This is a genomic window from Lactobacillus ultunensis DSM 16047 (assembly GCF_001436305.1).
In the GTDB taxonomy this organism is placed as follows: domain Bacteria; phylum Bacillota; class Bacilli; order Lactobacillales; family Lactobacillaceae; genus Lactobacillus; species Lactobacillus ultunensis.
This window is the reverse complement of the sequence record NZ_AZFO01000013.1, coordinates 29,769-47,983: the sequence shown is the minus strand read 5'-3', so window position 1 is coordinate 47,983 and position 18,215 is coordinate 29,769. Positions and strand designations below refer to the sequence as shown.

The window sequence follows — 18,215 nt, the reverse complement described above, 5'->3', positions numbered from 1 at the left end:
GGGTTAGTTTTTTCCCAGACACTTTATTTTTATACGCGATAAGCTTTCAAATCAACTAAGAATGGATAATCTTGTACCAAATTACCCCAAATCCAATATAACAAAATGAAGAAAATAATTGACCAACCTAGATTAACTAATAATTCCATTAACAAAGTATAAATTGAAGTAGCTACAAGGCCGATTATATCAAAAATAAGACAACTATAGGCAACAAATGCAGTTGTTCCTACTAAAATTACAATAAGTCTAGCCCAGAAAATTTCTGGTAAAAATCGGGCTACTTTTTGACAAATCCAACAGCTGACTGGTAAAAAAACTGTATAAATACCGACAATACTGTAAAAATAAATGTCAGCAACAACTCCTGCCCCAATAGCTAAATAGATTTCTTTCTCGTTAGTATCGTCAAACAAACCAATAAGCATCATACTAATTGGTAGAATTACGCTTGTAACACCAAAATTATCATAAGTCATAAATTGATGAAGATAAAGAGAACAAATTCCATCAACAATCAAAGCTATAAAAATTGCAATTGCCAACGCCCATTTACGCAAAATAGACATCAGTTAGCCACCTGTCTTTCAATAACTGTCACTACAGATGGATCATTAATATCTCCAGCAGGCTTAATACGAATCTGATCAGATAAGCCAAATGAATCACGAGTTGTATTTGTTACAGTACCAATTAATAAGCCTTTAGGAGAGTTACTACCCATACCACTAGTGTAAACTCTAGTACCTGCCTTCAGTTTACGTCCGTCAACTGCTTGCGTAAAGGCTAAATTGTTATTCGAAGTGACAGTAATAATTCCGTGCACACTTTTACCATTAGAAGCATCTGCTTGGACGGAAAAACGATTAGCTGATTCATCAGTAGTAGTAATTAATTCAACCTTAGAAGAAGCAGCATTTGCTTCAAGAATTCGACCAATAACACCACCACCACTCATCACAGCCATATTCTTCTTAATACCTGCAGAACTCCCCTTATTAATTGTCAATATATCTGACCAAGTATCTGGAGCACGTGAAATAACTGAAGCATTAACCATCATATAACCACTTAATGTATCTTTTAATTTTAAAGCAGACTTTAATTGTTTGTTTTCTTTTTGAATTATGGCATTTTGTGCTTTGGTTTGTCCTAATTCAGTAACTTCACGCTTTAAATGATCATTTTCTTCTTGAGTATTTAAAATATTATGGACACTGTTTAACCCATTTGAGACAAAGCTAACTGGAATATCAATTATTCTAGTCCCCAGAGCAACAAGATCGTTGCCTAAACTTTGAACTAAAAATGGTGTATTACGTTTATTACGCAAACTAACACTTCCGCCTAAAACGGCTAAAACAGTAACTATTATAATAAAAGTTGATAATAATTTTTTATTTTGCAGAAATTTTTTCATTAAGAATTGATCCTAAGAAAAAACCGGCTACAGCCGGCTTTTTTATTATTTGCGACTTTTACGCATTACTTCAATATTTTTTAGTGATTCACCAGTACCAATTGCTACACAATCAAGTGGATTTTGAGCAATAAATACAGGAACCTTGGTTGCTTCAGAAATAACTTCTGGTAAATTCTTCAACAATGCACCGCCACCAGTCAATATAATGCCATGATCAATAACATCAGCAGCAATTTCAGGTGAAGTTTGTTCCAAAGTTTCCTTAATTGCAATAATAATATTTTGTACAACATCTTGAATAGCTTTAGCAATATCAACAGCTTCAACATCAACTGATTTTGGTAAACCAGTAACTAAATCACGACCACGAATATTCATTGATTCGATTTCTTTAGCTTTTTCTACAGAGGCAGAACCAATCTGAATTTTAATATCTTCAGCAGTTCTTTCACCTATTAATAAGTTAAAGCTAGAATGAATATGATTAATAATTGCACTATTAAACTTATCACCAGCTTGACGAATTGAAGTTGATGATACAATACCACCTAACGAAATAGTAGCTACATCTGTAGTACCTCCACCAATATCAACAACCATCGAACCAGTAGGATCCATAACTGGAAGCCCAGCACCAATAGCTGCAGCAAATGGTTCTTCAATAACAAAAGCCTCACGAGCTCCTGCTACTCTAGTAGCATCAATAACAGCCCGTTTTTCAACTTCAGTAACACCTGAAGGAACACATACCATTACTGAAGGTTTAGAATTGCTAACCGTCTTTTCTATAAAGTACTTAAGCATAGCAGCAGTCGTGTCATAATCAGCAATTACACCATCTCTCATTGGGCGAATAGCCACAATAGTACCAGGTGTTCTACCAATCATTTCTTTAGCTTCTGAACCCACGGCGATAACTTCACCAGTTTGTGTATTCTTTGCTACTACAGAAGGTTCTCTTAAAACAATTCCTTTACCTTCCATATAAACAAGTGTATTGGCTGTACCTAAATCAATACCAATATTTTTTGTACCTAATCCAAACACAAAAATCTCTCCTTATTGTTGCGGTCTCTAAATCTTGAATAATTATAGCATACTATCTCTTTAAAGTTGATTTTCGCGTGAATTTTAAAGAAGTTTAAAACAATTTCTCTTCACGCATGCTCAAATAGTGTCCCTGACCCACAATGAAATGATCCAAAAAGTCAATTTTCATCATTTTGGCTACTTCATTAAGATCTTCAGTCAATTCAAAATCATTCGAAGATGGCATTAATTTGCCACTCGGATGATTATGAGCAATAAAAATACCTGAACATCCATAGATTACAGCCCAGCGGAAAATTTCCCGCGGATGAGCAACCGATCTATTTAATGTTCCTTGAAAAAGCTTTTTCTCAGCAATAACATGACTACCATTGTCAATGTATAAAGCCCATAATTCCTCTTGCTTATGGCCAACAAGCTTATCAGCTAAATAGTTGCCTACTTCTACGCTAGAAGTTAAAACCGCTTTTCGCTTGGGTGAAGCCATTCGTAAGCGATCAAATACTTCCTCAGCAGCAATAGCAACTTCATCTGGACAATCAGGACCGGTAATATATTGTACCAACTCGTCAAAACTAGTAAGTTCGTGCTTACGTAAGAACAATATTAATTGCTTAAAATCAGTAATTCCTTGATCCTTAAACTGTTCAAACAAATGTGTCAACAACTCTAAGTCCGTATTTACAAAGCAATGATTTGAGTTCTTTTTTATCATAAAATTCCCCCTCATTACTTATTACGCAAAAAAGGGCTAAATTCTCTTGAGAAATTCAAAAAAGTTTTTACAAATCATTACAGCATTTTGCTTATCTTTTTCCGTAGGTGGAATCAAATCTGGCACCATTACACATTTTAAGCCAGCATTAGCTGCCGATTGTACACCGGTTGAAGAATCTTCAAACACCAGAATATTTTGTCTGGGTAAACCTATTTTTTTAGCAGCAGCTAAATAGATGTCTGGTGCTGGCTTAGCTTTAATGTGGCCTTTTTGCACATCTAAGTAGCTAAGATGAAAATCAAAATAATTTCTAATTCCAGTTGCCCAAAGTGCATGTTGTAAAACGTCTTCATAATTACTAGAAGCAATTGCCATATGCAAACCTCGCTTCTGAAATTCATCTAACGCTGCTTGCACGCCTTCTTGCAGCTTGAGCTTTCCTTCATCGGTCCACTGCCAAACTAGATCATCTGTCCGTTTAATAAATCGGTCACGATCAGCTGCAGTTTTGAAATACTTATGATAAAAATCCTGCATTTCTTTCACTGTCGCACCAGTCAATTTCAGATAAGCATCCCGCGGTGTACCAAGTTTATCTTCTTCTGCCGCTTGAATATTGGCATCCCAATACAACTTTTCTGAATTGACCAGCAAGCCGTCCAAATCAAAAATAATGCCTTGAATATCATCATTTATTCCTTTAACATGCATTACTTTTTCCCTTTCCAATTCAAAATCGCACTTACTAAATAAAATGAACCTGTAACGAGCAAGATATCATTATCATTTAGCTTCTTTTTTAATTCAGTAAATCCGGTTTGATAGTTTCCCTCATAATTATATCTTCTTTGGACATCAATTGGAAAATCATTTTCTTTTGCTACACGTGGGTAAGACAAAGTTGTAAGCAAAACTTGATCTTGCTTATCAAATAAATCAAAAACTTGCTCCAAATCTTTATCTTTCATCATAGTCACTAAAGCATAAACATGTCCTTGTTTTTGTTTAGCTATTGCATGAACTACATTTAGCAAATTAGTCATTGCTTGAATATTATGTGCACCGTCCAAAATAATTAGTGGTTTTTTCTGCAAAATCTGATAGCGACCTGGTATAGTCGTTTGGTTAATTGCTTGTTCTATCTCTGCCGTCGACAAATTTAGTTTCAGTAAACTAAAGGCCTTAAATGCAACAGCAATATCGAAAGCTTCAACTTTTGGACGTAACTTAAAAGTTAAACTATGATTTGGATCATCATAATTAATTTCTTTAGCAACACTAACGTCAAAATCTTTTCCTAATTGATAAACAGAAGCATTCTCTGCTTTAGCCTTTTCTAGCAAAATTAGAAGGACGTTTTGAGGTACATTTCCTAAAACTACAGATCGATGATTTTTAATAATGCCACTTTTTTCTCGTGCAATATCTTGAATTGTTGGCCCGATAATTTTTTCATGATCCAAACCAATTGTCGTAATCACACTAACCTCAGGCGTTATGACATTAGTCTTGTCATGTTCACCACCGATACCTACTTCAATAACTGCATAATCACACTTTTTTTGAGCGAAATAAACAAAGGCTATAGCTACTTCATACTCAAAAGTAACTAATGAAAATTTCTCCAATCTATCGCAAGCAGCCTGAACGATGTTAGCAGCTTTAACCAGATCATCATCACTAATGTCTTGATTATTCAATTGAATTCGTTCATTAAAACGATAGACATATGGTGAGACAAAAAGGCCAGTCTTCTGACCAGCCTTTTTGAGTAGGTTTGATAAATAATATGAAGTTGAGCCCTTGCCATTCGTGCCCGTAATGTGAATCGTCTTCACTTTATCTTGCGGATTCCCCAATTCTGCTAGTACTTTTTTGATAAAAGAAAGATCATTCTTGGGATGCAAGTGAGGCAGAGAATACAGGTAACTGATTACCTCTTGAGCATTAGCAAACTTCAATTATTTACTCTCTTTCAAATCTTGAATTCTTTCACGAACGCCAGCTAATTGACTTTCGTAGTCAGCCTTCTTTTCTTTTTCCTTATTAACAACTGCTTCTGGAGCATGGTCAACAAAGCCTTTATTGGCAAGCTTCTTCTCTGAACGAGCAACTTCACCTTCAAGACGCTTTTCTTCCTTTTCCATCTTGGCAAGTTCGTCGTCAACATTGACTAATTCAGTCAATGGAACAAAGATCTGTGCACCTGGAATTACGGCCGTCTTAGCAAGCTTTGGAGCTTCAATTTCTTCAGCCACAGTAAGTGCCTTAGGATGTAAGAAGTTTTCTACGTAATCAGCATTTTCGTCCAAAATATGCTTGTCTTTAGCATCATCTAATTGAATCATAATATCAATTGGACTAGACATCGGTGCATTTACTTCCATACGAATGTTACGTACAGCCTTGATAGTTTCAATCAAGAAGGCCATGTCATTATCAGCTTGCTTATTTTCAAATTCCTTGTGGGTTTCTGGATACTTAGCAACCATAATAGACTTGCCTTCATGAGGCATTGAAAGCCACAACTTTTCAGTTACAAATGGCATGATTGGGTGCATCAAACGCAAGATTTGGTCAAGAATCCAAATTAAGTTGTCTTGCTTTCTTGCCTTTAATTCTTCGTCATCACCATTTAAGGCAATCTTAGAAATTTCAATGTACCAGTCACAGAAGTCGTTCCAGATAAAGTTGTAAAGTTCACGACCTGCTTCACCGAATTTGTATTCGTCAAACAAACGGATTACTTCACCAACAACATGGTTCAAGCGATCAAAGATCCAGCTATCAGCTAAGTCAAACTTAGATACGTCTGGCATATGAGCAGGCTTAGCATCCTCTGGAAGATTCATAATTACGAAACGACTTGCATTCCAAATCTTGTTAATGAAGTTCCAAGCAGCTGATAATTTCTTAGGATCGTAACGAGTATCTTGACCAGGAGCTGTACCGTTCAATAAGAACCAACGAAGGGCATCGGCACCGTATTTGTCAACAACATCCATTGGATCGACACCATTACCAAGTGACTTACTCATCTTGCGTCCTTGTTCATCACGCATTAAACCGTGTAAAACAACATCATTAAATGGACGCTTACCAGTGAAGTGCAGACTTTGGAACATCATTCTGGATACCCAGAAGAAGATAATGTCGTAACCAGTTACCAAAGCATTAGTGGGAAAGTAACGCTTAAAATCAGCAGAATCGGTGTCTGGCCAGCCTAAGGTTGAAAATGGCCAAAGAGCACTTGAGAACCAAGTATCAAGTACGTCTGGATCTTGTTCCCAGTTTTCAGCATCCTTAGGTGCTTCAACTCCTACATAAGTTTCGCCAGTCTTCTTGTTGTACCAAGCTGGAATACGGTGTCCCCACCATAATTGACGTGAAATACACCAATCATGAACATCTTCCATCCAGTGGTCAAGAGTACCTTCAAAACGTTCTGGAACAAAGTTTACCTTGCCAGCAGTCTTTTGATTCTCAAGAACCTTGTCAGCAAGTGGCTTCATCTTAACGAACCATTGCTTAGAAAGTCTTGGTTCAACTTGAACGCCTGAACGTTCTGAGTGACCAACTGAGTGAACGATTGGTTCAATCTTAATTAAGTAACCTTCTTCTTTAAGGTCCTTAACTAATTGTTCACGACAGTCAAAACGATCCATACCGGCATACTTGCCACATTCTTCGTTCATGGTACCGTCATCGTTCATGACGTTAATTCTCTTCAAATTGTGACGGTTACCAACTTGGAAGTCGTTAGGGTCATGGGCTGGAGTAATCTTAACCAAACCAGTACCAAATTCCGGATCTACGTGTTGGTCTTCAATAATTGGAATATGACGACCAACAAGTGGCAATACTAATTCCTTACCAACAATATCCTTGTAGCGCTTGTCCCCAGGAGCAACGGCAACAGCAGTATCACCAAACATAGTTTCAGGACGAGTAGTAGCAATTTCTACATAACCTGAGCCATCTACGAATGGATACTTGATGTGATAGAAGGCACCCTTATCATCTTTGTGAATAACTTCGATATCACTCAAAGCAGTTTGTAAAGCTGGGTCCCAGTTGATGATGTATTCGCCACGGTAAATCAAGCCTTCATTGTAAAGTTGTACGAAGACCTTTTTTACAGCCTTAGAAAGACCTTTATCCAAGGTAAATCTTTCTCTTGAGTAATCAAGTGAAAGACCCATCTTAGCCCATTGGCCCTTGATGATTGCTGCGTATTCATCTTTCCAGTCCCAAACTTGCTTAACGAAGGCTTCACGTCCCATTTGATGACGATCCTTGCCTTGTTTGCGAAGCTTAGCTTCAACCTTGGCTTGAGTAGCAATACCTGCGTGGTCCATACCAGGAAGGTAAAGCGTATCATAGCCTTGCATACGCTTGAAACGAATTAAAGTATCTTGAATTGCAGTATCCCAAGCATGACCCAAGTGCAACTTACCAGTTACATTTGGTGGTGGAATAACAATTGAATATGGGTGAGCTTTTTTGTCACCAGATGGCTTGAATAAATCTTCATCAAGCCATTCTTGATATCTGCCTTTTTCAACCTCATTTGGGTTGTATTTAGGTGCTAAATCTGTCATTAAAAATTTCCTCCAATAAAAAAGTCCTAGACAATGTTGTCTAGGACGATTTACTAACCGCGGTACCACCTATGGTTAAGCACAAAATGTGCTTCTCTCAATAAACGATAACGGCGCTGAAGTGTCCGGACTAACCTACTTAAGTTCAATTAGTCAGCTAATCAAGCTACAAATCAACTTTTGGCCTCTCAGCTATCTGGCTTTTCTCTGTAAATAAAGTTGATACCTCTTGATCATGGCTTTGGTAACGATTATAGCATTTTAGCTAAAAATAAAAAAGATATAATCCTATAATCTCGTAAAGTCTTTTTGTTAGTGAGTAAATTCATTGTCTTTATACTATTTTACTTAATCTCATCCACATCAATTTCAATATATTGTCCGCGCTTTAAATTGTTAGGCAATTTCAACTTACCCATTGAAATCCGTTCCAGTTCAACTACTTTCATCCCTACAGCACCAAACATGCGCTTGATCTGGTGATACTTTCCCTCGCTAATTTCAATTTCAATTTCTGAGCTATCATGTTCGAGATCCTGTTTCAAAACGGTCAGCTTTGCCGGCTTAAGCTTAGTCTCATCACCTAAAGTCATCCCTGAAGCAAAAGTTTTTACAGTATTTTCGTCGGCTACGCCAGCAATTTTTGCACGATAAACTTTAGCCACATGCTTATTAGGTGCTAACAATTCATGATTCAATTGTCCATCATTGGTCAAAAGCAACAAGCCTGTTGTATCCTTGTCCAATCTACCTACTGGCACAATTCCTTGATATTGATCTTTCAGATCTAGCAAAGAAATCACAGTTCTTTGACTACGATCCTCAGTCGCTGACAGTACGCCTTTAGGCTTATTCATCAAAAAATAATGGTATTTCTGATAAACAATTTTTTCTCCATTAACCGTTACTTCATCCGTTTCTGCGACCTTTTCTTTAGGCGTTTTGACAGTCTGCCCGTTAACTGAAACTATTCCTTTTTTAATTAACTGATGAACTTCCTTGCGTGAGCCTACGTTCATATTAGCTAAGTATTTATCAATTCTCATTTATATCTTTCTTTCATTTTCATGTATCAATCAGTAAAAATTATACAAAAACCCTCAACTCCTTTCGAGTTGAGGTTCTTTTATATTCATTTCAATGTGTCTTCAATTAATGAAACATACCCGCTTTTCCTTAAGACATCAGCTACTTCATCAGCTGTTGCCCGATCACTATTAAATAAAGCTTCATAATATGTTCCCAGAACACTATTAATGCCAATCGCGCCATCCATTGGAAGCTCGCGTAAAAATTGAATTGCAAGTTCTGCATATTTCTTACTAGCATGCTTATGATAACAACAATTTAAAAAATTAACTGCAATCATAGCTACAAATTGCAACGTAAAAGTATCAGTAGCTGGTCTCTTTTTATATGCTCTAAAAGCCGAATTGACTAATTGATATGCATCATCAATATCCAAGAAAATTACCGCTTGACTTAAATAATGATAAGCCGTTCTATTCCAGTTTTCATCAACTATAATGGCTTTAACTTTCTTCTTCAATTCTGGATCAATCTGATCACCAGAATGAAGTGTCCAAGCATAAGCATTTTCAAGTCTAAATTGTAACCAAAAACTAGGCTTTTCTTTCCTATTCTTAATTTCTTCAGTAATTTCATCAAGCTTATGCAAATCCCTTTTATTTTGGGCAAAACTGATTTGATTCATTAAATCAAAATCTGGTTCTTGCTTAGTTTTTTGATTGCTAATTTTACTAAAAAAGCTTCCCACATCTATATGATGCGCAACTAAAATATCCAATAGTAAATTAGCATCTATTTGGTGAACATCACGTTCAACTTTTGAATAAAAAGATTCCGAAATAATTCCAGCTGCCATCTGTTCTTGCGTTAGGCCTTCATGCAGGCGAACCTGCTTAAGTGCTTCCCCAATGGTCACTTTTTTATCCTCCACTTTTATAATTCAAACCATTATCCTGTAGAGTATCAACTATCAGGTTAACATTTTGATAATTCTTATTTAAAACCTCTTCATAATATACAGCAAGAATCCTATAAATTCCAAATTCTACTTCATTTGGTAAAAATTTTAACAGCTTAATTGCATCATTCATTTCTTTGTTCATTTGATGCTTCTTTACACAAAAATCTAAATATTTAATTAAAACACGAGCTACTAAATGTGCAGTCTGACGATCACTTAACCTATTCTGATATTTATTAACGAGTGTATTAACCAAATTTTGTAATTCATCCATATTATATAGATCCATAACGAAATAGGTAAACCACAGGTTTTCTTCACTCCAATTGCATTCTTGTAAATAACTATAATTGGGATCCTTATGAATTATACTTTTTACCTCATCAATTTTTTCTTCAAGCTTTGAGATCAGTAAGAGAATAAAGCTTTTAATTCTAATATCTACAAAGTTTCTTTTTTTATAAATTTTCTTAAGAGTTACTATATCTTCTTTCAGATAGGCTTGAACGATCTCTTCTTGATAATTTACAATCTGTGGCTTAGTTTCACCTAATTCTTGACAAAATTGAACCATTGACACTTCATGATGATACAAAATCTTCATTAAATCACGAGTACTGATTGCGTTTTTGTTCTTCTCTACACGTGAATAAAAGGAACGATTTATAATGCCAGCTGCCATCTGGGTTTGAGTTAATCCCAATGAATCGCGTATTTTTCTTAAACGTTCTCCAATTAACATATTCATTCCTCTATTCAACTACGGATAGTGTTCTCATATAATATTGATATCCACTCTTATTCAGTAAATTCTCAATTTTTGTCACAAGTACAACATCATTATCTGCTAAAGCAACATAATATTTCACAATCAATTTATGAAAAATAATCGTAAAACTATCAGGAATTTGTTCCACAAAAGCTCCTAACATTCGAATCCTATCTAGACAATTTTCATGGAAACAACGGTCCAGATAATTAATTATCAGATTTAATAATGAAACTAACATATTGTCATTTGAAAAATTTAATTCAGTTGAATTCTCTAAAATATAATCTATAAATGCACTTAATTCACTAAAATTATATATAGATGTAGAAATTGCTAAATTCCAGAAATCTTTTTGTTTTCGCAGATCCACTTTTAGGCATTTACTCATAATCTCTTTTTGAATTTCTTCGGGTATTTCATAAACTTGTTGATTCAAAGTAGCTAACATCAAGTTGATTTTTAAGCTTTCAATCGTATCCTTTTTATTTAAACTCTTCTTAATTCTTTTTAGTTGATTAATATTACGATTATTAAAAGCAGTATAAATTTGCTTTCTTAGTTTAACTTTAGGCAAGTTTTCTTCATCAAACACTTCAAAAAAGTCATAAAGCGATATATTATGCGCCTTTAAGATTGCTAATAGTTTATCAAAACTAAGGTCACTTTTATCATGTTCAACTTTAGAATAAAATGATTCACTAATAATTCCTGCACACATTTGTGACTGAGTTAAGTTTAAAAATTGTCGTATCTTTCTAAGCTGATATCCAATGGTCATTAATTATCCCCACTTTCTGTGTCTATCGTAAATAAACATAGGGATAAATACCTGAAATCTTCCATATAGAAGATTTTTTAGGTTGTGATTAATCAAAAAGATCATCTGTAAATTAATACAGATGATCCTTTAAATCTTGTTCTTACTTTTTCTGAAAGTAATTATTTTGTTGATTACAAATTGAATCAGCGTGGCGACAAAGGTAGCAATAATCTTCACTATCAAGTGCGGGAAGCACATTTTCGTAACAAAGATAAATAATGAAATAGTAGTAAAGATAGTAGTAATTTGTCCTACTAAAAAATAAGAAATGAATCTTAATATTAATCGGTCATGGACTTTGAAATTAGCATATGAATTCCAAAAGAAATTATTAATTATGCCACAAGTGGAAGAGATAATATTAGCAATTTCAACGTTCATTTTAAAATGAGTCAGAATTGTATAAATACCGAAATCAACTACTAAACCAAGAACGCCAATCAAGACATACTTGACTAGTTGAATAAAACTTTCGGAACGAATTAGTTTATCTATTTTTCTCATATATTTCGACTTTCACTAATCTTTCTTGTTTATTTATAAAATCCTTCGGCCTTTAAGCTATAAGCAGAGCCATCAGTCATATCATACTGGATCAATTTATAATCTCTCAGAAGAAGTCTCTGCTTTTTATTTAGTTTATTACTAGAAACTTTACGTCCTAATTGGTTAATAAGCTCTGGATTCTTTTTACCCTTGTAATTAACTGTAATAGTAGGTAATTCTTGCCAAATTCTAGTTAAAAGCGCTTGGTAAGGTGTAACTTTCGAATTAGTTTGTGCCAGGGTCATGGCAATAAAATTACTTGCACTAACAAAGGAAGTTTTATCGGTTAACTTACTCTTCACACCATGTTCTTGTGCGTACTTGTTTGCATAAATAAAGTAACGAGTGGAATGCATTTTAATTGGATACTTTGCTACATAGTTTTGAGCTATTATCTTAGGATAATGATCTCCATAGAACACGAATGTAATTGGCTTGTTAATCTTATCAATTTGATTAATAAATCTCTTTACAGCTTTATCTGTATAATTCAAGCCTTTAATATAAGTGGCCATTTGTTGTTTGTCAGCTTCATCAAGCAACTTATTGCTGAACAAGTTGGCATAATTGTTCTTAGAATACCAGTTATTATATGGCATATGATTCTGAATAGTAATTATATTCATAAACTGCCCTTGAGGATAATCCTTAATTTGCTTTAACCCATTAGAATATGCAGTAAAGTCAGAATTATAAGGTGATTTATCTATTTTATGCTGATCGATAAGTGGGTACTTTGAACCATTATAGATAAACTTGTTAAATTTAAATCTTTGATAATCCTCAATTCGTGAATAATAGGTGCCATTAAATGGATGAATAGCAGAGCTATACTTAAAGTTCATACCAATAGTTGGATAGAATTGATGCTTGGGAACTATTTGGACGAATGGAATTACAGGTGTTTTGAAAATACCCATACTTAACCCTGTTAAGCTTGCCCATTCCATATCTCCAGTTCCGCCACCATAGCCATCGGAAAGCATAGTTCCATATGTATTAGTATGCTTTAAAGACTGAATGTATTTGATTGGATTAACAAAACCGGGTTTAAATTTCATTTCTGGAAAAGTGTACGGATCAACGAAACTTTCACTCAGGTTGAAAACAATAGTTTGTTTATTTAATTTATTCTTTCTTTGTCGATTGATTTCTTGAGCTACTTTTCGATATCTGGCATTTATCCGATCAATACTATCCTTCGTATATCCTTTGGGTTCATTCATTACATGAACTTGATCAATATAATCTAAAAAGGTAAAAACCGGTCCATGCAATTGAAGATCTTGTTTAGAATTGTTAAAAGAAGGTTTATTACCAAAACTGCGACTGATGTAGTAGATTACGTTCCCCTTATGATTAAAATGAAGTGGCGTTATCAAAACCAAAATACTTAATAAGCCTAGGACTAATTTCTTTTTCCATGACACGGTCAATTTAATTGGATGTTTTATCTCTAAGAAAACATCCAGGATGATCACAAGTAAAATTACTATTCCACTTGCCAGAATCAGTTTTTGGTCAATCATTGGAATCAAAGTTTTAACATTGATTACTTCGTTTAAATCGTCAGGAAAAATTGCATCCCCTCTCATATTTAGCTTTATCTTATTAGCAATTGACCAAAAAATTGTTAATAGACTCACTAATATTATAGAAGACCAATATCTGGTAAGTATTAAATATACCAGCATAAACACAACATACAAAAAAATAGCCGTTAAAACTATCGTCCCAGATTCTTGTGCTAGTAAAAAGGTTATTGCATTACAACTAGTATTATTTAATACACTGATCTTTAAATGATCAGACACAATCAAATAAGAGCTAAAGCTTAAAACAAGTAACCAAATCAAAGTTAATAAAGTTACTTTATTCTTTTGGATCCAATTAAATAGTTGATGACAAAACCTGCTTAAAAATTCCAAAAGATCATCATTATTACTCAACAGTTTTTTAACTGATCTAAAGTTTAAAATAAACCTTCGGTAGAAAAAAGTAATTCCATAATCTAATATCAATAGAATCACTATTGAGAAAATGAAATTAAGGTGGTCTGGCAAGAAAGATCTTACCAGGAAGAAAGTATCATTTTTAGCTTGTGCAAAAATAATTACTGGTATAAAGATTATTAAGTTATTAACACTTAACTTCTTAATTGCTTTTTCAGAAATTAGAAAGAGAGTGATAGTCACAATAAATACTAAAGGCGAAGTTATATTCGACAATAATTGATAATTCCAGTCAACAACTTTTCCTCGTTCAAGTCTTTGATACCAATAAATAGCATAAAAACCATATACTCCAAGGACCATAACCAATAATGAAATAATTGTTGAGACAATGAGACTAATACGAAGCTTTCTTGAAGTATGTATTTTTGCTAAAAACATTCCCCAGGCAAAAAATAGAATCAAATATAGACCGTATATTGATTTATCAAAAGGATATTTTCCCACTGAAATAGTAAAACCTAGTAATGTTAATGCTATTAATAATAATGTATTTTGTTTTGCACTAAGTCTTGCTTGCAAATCATACAAGTATGGTTGGACTAGAATACAACAAAGTAGTCCGGTTAACATAGCCGAACTACTAGTTAAGACTGGAAAAAATATATGCAGTAATTGCCAGATATTCATGTTCTGAGGATATCTGACCCAGTATGCCAGATATACAATCATTAAAGTTATTACTGTCAAAATCCAGTATATAAATACATTAACTGGTTTTATTTTCTTACCGCTGTATTTATACCCCAATATTAAAGATATAAGTATAATGAACACATTATTTAGTATTGAAGCAGACAAGCCCTTGAAGGATAAAACCATAAAATTTAATTGTCCACCTAATATTTGTAAAAATGCAAAGATACTAACCAACATCCATAAAAGGTATTTTGGTATTACTTTTCTCATAAAACTTCACTCTTGCCGTTTCTTCGTTCTTTGATTGTAAATGAAATACCTGATACAGATATTATTATCCAGCTTAAGATAGCAATGGTTATAAGCATCTTAAATAAGAATGTGGTCTTAAAACTGAGAATTGCAACGTTTTTACCAACTAATTGTTTAACTCGAGGCATTCCTACAGCATTTTTGTGCACATTACCAACTTGTTTACCATTTAATATCAATTGGGATCTCTTATAGATAACTAAAGGTAGTGTGATTTCTTTTAAGGATTTTCCTTTCCAACTAATTTCTAATCTTCCTTTAGAAAGGACTTTATGTTTAAACCTGCTATTAGAATCCTTTAAAGTCTTGCTATAAACTCGAATAGCTTTTCTACTAGAAATATTCTTATACTTAGGCAAATAATCCGGTTCTGTTATAATCTTTTTCACAAATAACTCACCTGGATTCTTAGACCTAACGGCAGCAATTTGCCTATGATTCTCTTCCGTATTCAGCATAAAAGTATTAACAGTATAAAAACTATTCAATCTTATTGTACGATTATAACTACTTAAAAATACTAAACTAAGCAATACAATAACGCCTACGCTAATTTCTCTATTATCTTTTTTCACTATTTCATTAGCTGTTATTCCAAGTGCAATTAAAATTAAAGGAATAAACAAAACACTAATTCGTCTTGGATATTGAAATGTTTCTTTTAAAATTGGAAAATGCTGTTGAATCAATCTCCATGGAAAAATTTTAGTAGACAATACTCCGAATACAACTGCCAGACTTGTTATAAAACTATTTAAAAAACTTTTTTTCCAATGGATTATCACGTAAACCAATTGAATTAAATATACGATAATTGTAAGTATGGTAAAACGACGAAGAGAAATTGCTCCTCCTGTCATACTTGTAGAAATTGGATTAAATAGATTCTCACCTAATTTGGCATAGCAAAGGCTAAACCAAATATTTGCTGTAAGTAAGAAAGTTATCAATACAGCAAAAAGCAAATCCAACCACATTCTTGATTTACTTTTTGCTTTTACTAATCCGCCAATAAAGAATGGTAATAATAGAATTATAAATAGAACAATACTCAAAACATGAATTTGTGAAACTATTCCCATAATCAACGCTAATTGTATCCAATTAATTGGTTTTTCATGGTTAGTTACCATTCTAATTCCACATAATAAGACGAACGGCACAAGCATGGAACTAATTGATGTAAAAGTTGAACCACTACTCCATAGTTTTACTTGTGACATATAAATAATACCTACTAAAGTACTAATTATTGTATTGTTAGTTACCTTTTTAGAGCATAAATACATTCCAACACTTGAAATTAAAGATATTAAGAATGTAGTTATTATTTGAAAATTAAACCAATTCTTTACTAAAAGCAGTAATCCGCCCATCAGATATGCAAAAAATGGCCCATAGAAACCATTAATTATTCTGCCAGTCTGATTAAAACTATAATTCATTTGAAAATAACTAAAATTATGGTTCTTAATTTGTTCGGCCGCATCATAAAAACGAGAAAAATGAAAATAACTATCTGCAACTACGATAGTGGTATGCTTTTGAATTTGATAACTAACCAAAAGAATGGCAACTACAATAAATACCAGATATGGCCAAATCTTTTTTAATATACCTTCAACTTTTTTATTTATCATTTTGTAAATTTCAATCCAACTTTATATAAACCAAAAATTAATAATATAACCCAAGAAACAATCGTTATCCACAACAATACATAAAAATATGTAGGAACTTTAAAACTCAAAATTGCGCTGTTGGCTCCTTTTTTCTGTGAAATAATTGGGCTTCCTACCGAATTTTTCTTTCCATTAAAATGTTTTCCGTTTACAATCAGTTCACTTTGAGAATACATTACTAATGGCAATGTAACCTTTTTACTATTTTCAGCATTCCATTTGAGTATTAAACGATTGTGATCTACAAAATGCTTATAACCTTTCTGTTTCTTTAGTACTTTCTTCCTATATAAATTATTCATTTTTCCAGGAACATAATCTTTAGAAACTGAAAGGTAATCAGACTGTCTACCATAAACTTTATTATCAAAGATCTTAGATAAATCCTTATCTTTACTTGCACGCTGCACTGTAGCGCTAACTGTATGATATGAACTAAAATAACGCGTTGTGCGTACTGTTGAAACTATGCTTTCAATTAATGCAAGGCCAACAAATATAATAGATATATATTTTTTCCAATTTACTTGCATAAAATTAAGTCGAATTGTTAATCCTATTCCCAATATTAATAATGGGTAAGCAATTACTATTAATCGATACGGAAATTGAAACAATGATTTTGTGAATGGAAAAATTCTTTGAACAACACCCCATGGAAAATAAATTGAGGCTACAGCAAGAATGATCAAACCATAAATAGTAACAGTTGTATTAATAAGATTCTGCTTAAAATTACGAATTATGAATATGAATTGTAAGATAATTAAAAACAACACTAACGGCAATATGTGACCAGATACTGTTCCATAAGTTCCAAAATAACCTTTATATCCACTTAACTGAACTCCACCCAATCTCAAGTCATATGCATCAGGAGTTGCAAGTCTATTAGAAGAATATAAAGCTATATATGCTCCCCAAACATTTGCTGTTAAACATATAGTTCCAAGAATTGCTTTAGATAAATCAATCCATATTTTTTTATCATTTTTATGTAGGCATAAACAAATTATAAAAAAGGGTATTAACAAAAAAACAGCCATTAAAGTACTCAATATATGAATTTGAATAATTACGCTCATAACTACCATTAACTGTATCCAGTTAATCGGTCTTTTCTTGTCTATAATTATTCGTACACCACACAGTAAAACTAGTGGCATCCATGCTTGTCCCCATCCATTAAAAGTATGACTATTTATATATGATGGGATCATACCAATATTTATAAAAAGAATACTCAGAAGTACAGAAAGTGGTTTATTAATTTTTACATATTGCAAAAGGCACATCATAGTACCTGCACCCAATAAACAGATAAAGTAATCTGTTAAAATTTGATAATTAAACCACGTTTTTACCATCAATAAAATTAATCCATTTAAATATGCAAAACCTGGTCCATACAACGCATTGATGACACGACCGGATTGTTGGAAACCATAATTTGATTGAAAAGAACTAAAATTATGATTATGTATTTGCATCGCAGCATCATAAAAGCGAGCAGAATGAAAGAATGTATCTGCACCGCTTGTAAAAACTCCTATTTTTAATTGTGGCCAAATCATAATCGTTGTTACTGCAATAAATACTAAATATGGCCAAACTACTCCCCAGACTTTTTCCCACTTAATATTTTTCATT

The 18,215-nt window shown here is 33.3% G+C and carries 15 protein-coding genes; all 15 read right to left on the bottom strand.

Annotated features, from left to right (window positions below; genetic code table 11):
- Nucleotides 1-29: 29 nt before the first annotated feature.
- The 15 genes from mreD to FC57_RS05260 all read right to left on the bottom strand — a co-directional run bounded on the left by mreD (nt 30) and on the right by FC57_RS05260 (nt 18,214).
- Nucleotides 30-569 carry a rod shape-determining protein MreD gene (gene mreD / locus FC57_RS05330; RefSeq protein WP_007126349.1) on the bottom strand — a complete coding sequence of 180 codons (540 nt, stop codon included), beginning with the start codon at nt 567-569 and terminating at the stop codon, nt 30-32.
- Nucleotides 569-1,420, bottom strand: a complete 852-nt coding sequence (gene mreC / locus FC57_RS05325; protein ID WP_007126350.1) for a rod shape-determining protein MreC — start codon at nt 1,418-1,420, stop codon at nt 569-571. The genes mreD and mreC overlap by 1 nt, the downstream gene beginning before the upstream one ends.
- Nucleotides 1,421-1,465: 45 nt before the next feature.
- Complete coding sequence (locus tag FC57_RS05320; RefSeq protein ID WP_007126351.1) at nt 1,466-2,470, bottom strand: rod shape-determining protein; 1,005 nt, start codon at nt 2,468-2,470, stop codon at nt 1,466-1,468.
- Nucleotides 2,471-2,564: 94 nt separating this feature from the next.
- The gene (locus FC57_RS05315; protein WP_040529731.1) at nt 2,565-3,188 is read right to left on the bottom strand and encodes a JAB domain-containing protein; all 624 of its coding nucleotides are present in this window, start codon (nt 3,186-3,188) and stop codon (nt 2,565-2,567) included.
- A 36-nt stretch (nt 3,189-3,224) separates the two neighbouring features.
- The gene (locus FC57_RS05310) at nt 3,225-3,902 is read right to left on the bottom strand and encodes an HAD family hydrolase (protein ID WP_007126353.1); all 678 of its coding nucleotides are present in this window, start codon (nt 3,900-3,902) and stop codon (nt 3,225-3,227) included.
- Nucleotides 3,902-5,152 (bottom strand): bifunctional folylpolyglutamate synthase/dihydrofolate synthase, encoded by a 1,251-nt coding sequence (locus tag FC57_RS05305; RefSeq protein ID WP_007126354.1) that lies wholly within the window; start codon nt 5,150-5,152, stop codon nt 3,902-3,904. Before FC57_RS05305 ends, FC57_RS05310 begins: the two co-directional genes overlap by 1 nt.
- Entirely contained in the window at nt 5,153-7,792 is a 2,640-nt protein-coding gene (locus tag FC57_RS05300; protein ID WP_007126355.1) for a valine--tRNA ligase, read from the bottom strand.
- A gap of 344 nt (nt 7,793-8,136) precedes the next feature.
- Nucleotides 8,137-8,838, bottom strand: a complete 702-nt coding sequence (locus FC57_RS05295) for a pseudouridine synthase (RefSeq protein WP_007126356.1) — start codon at nt 8,836-8,838, stop codon at nt 8,137-8,139.
- Between the two features lie 86 nt (nt 8,839-8,924).
- A complete protein-coding gene (locus tag FC57_RS05290; RefSeq protein WP_040529735.1) occupies nt 8,925-9,737 on the bottom strand; it encodes a helix-turn-helix domain-containing protein in 813 nt (270 codons plus the stop codon).
- Nucleotides 9,738-9,741: 4 nt separating this feature from the next.
- Entirely contained in the window at nt 9,742-10,524 is a 783-nt protein-coding gene (locus tag FC57_RS05285; protein WP_040529737.1) for a helix-turn-helix domain-containing protein, read from the bottom strand.
- A 10-nt stretch (nt 10,525-10,534) separates the two neighbouring features.
- Nucleotides 10,535-11,332, bottom strand: coding sequence for a helix-turn-helix domain-containing protein (locus FC57_RS05280; RefSeq protein ID WP_007126359.1), 798 nt, complete (start codon nt 11,330-11,332; stop codon nt 10,535-10,537).
- Between the two features lie 129 nt (nt 11,333-11,461).
- On the bottom strand, nt 11,462-11,878 hold the full coding sequence (locus tag FC57_RS05275; RefSeq protein WP_007126360.1) for a GtrA family protein: 417 nt from the start codon (nt 11,876-11,878) through the stop codon (nt 11,462-11,464).
- A 29-nt stretch (nt 11,879-11,907) separates the two neighbouring features.
- Nucleotides 11,908-14,505: an LTA synthase family protein gene (locus tag FC57_RS05270; RefSeq protein WP_236253592.1), complete on the bottom strand. Its 2,598-nt coding sequence runs from the start codon at nt 14,503-14,505 to the stop codon at nt 11,908-11,910.
- Nucleotides 14,506-14,837: 332 nt separating this feature from the next.
- Entirely contained in the window at nt 14,838-16,523 is a 1,686-nt protein-coding gene (locus FC57_RS05265; RefSeq protein WP_007126362.1) for a glycosyltransferase family protein, read from the bottom strand.
- Nucleotides 16,520-18,214, bottom strand: a complete 1,695-nt coding sequence (locus FC57_RS05260; RefSeq protein WP_007126363.1) for a hypothetical protein — start codon at nt 18,212-18,214, stop codon at nt 16,520-16,522. Before FC57_RS05260 ends, FC57_RS05265 begins: the two co-directional genes overlap by 4 nt.
- Nucleotide 18,215: the final 1 nt, after the last annotated feature.

Excerpts from the sequence above, each read along its gene's own strand:
- mreD (WP_007126349.1), bottom strand. The coding sequence starts at position 569 with ATGTCTATTTTGCGTAAATGGGCGTTGGCAATTGCAATTTTTATAGCT.
- mreC (WP_007126350.1), bottom strand. The coding sequence starts at position 1,420 with ATGAAAAAATTTCTGCAAAATAAAAAATTATTATCAACTTTTATTATA.
- FC57_RS05315 (WP_040529731.1), bottom strand. The coding sequence starts at position 3,188 with ATGATAAAAAAGAACTCAAATCATTGCTTTGTAAATACGGACTTAGAG.
- FC57_RS05310 (WP_007126353.1), bottom strand. The coding sequence starts at position 3,902 with ATGCATGTTAAAGGAATAAATGATGATATTCAAGGCATTATTTTTGAT.
- FC57_RS05300 (WP_007126355.1), bottom strand. The coding sequence starts at position 7,792 with ATGACAGATTTAGCACCTAAATACAACCCAAATGAGGTTGAAAAAGGC.
- FC57_RS05295 (WP_007126356.1), bottom strand. The coding sequence starts at position 8,838 with ATGAGAATTGATAAATACTTAGCTAATATGAACGTAGGCTCACGCAAG.
- FC57_RS05285 (WP_040529737.1), bottom strand. The coding sequence starts at position 10,524 with ATGTTAATTGGAGAACGTTTAAGAAAAATACGCGATTCATTGGGATTA.
- FC57_RS05280 (WP_007126359.1), bottom strand. The coding sequence starts at position 11,332 with ATGACCATTGGATATCAGCTTAGAAAGATACGACAATTTTTAAACTTA.
- FC57_RS05275 (WP_007126360.1), bottom strand. The coding sequence starts at position 11,878 with ATGAGAAAAATAGATAAACTAATTCGTTCCGAAAGTTTTATTCAACTA.
- FC57_RS05270 (WP_236253592.1), bottom strand. The coding sequence starts at position 14,505 with ATGTTAACCGGACTACTTTGTTGTATTCTAGTCCAACCATACTTGTAT.
- FC57_RS05265 (WP_007126362.1), bottom strand. The coding sequence starts at position 16,523 with ATGATAAATAAAAAAGTTGAAGGTATATTAAAAAAGATTTGGCCATAT.
- FC57_RS05260 (WP_007126363.1), bottom strand. The coding sequence starts at position 18,214 with ATGAAAAATATTAAGTGGGAAAAAGTCTGGGGAGTAGTTTGGCCATAT.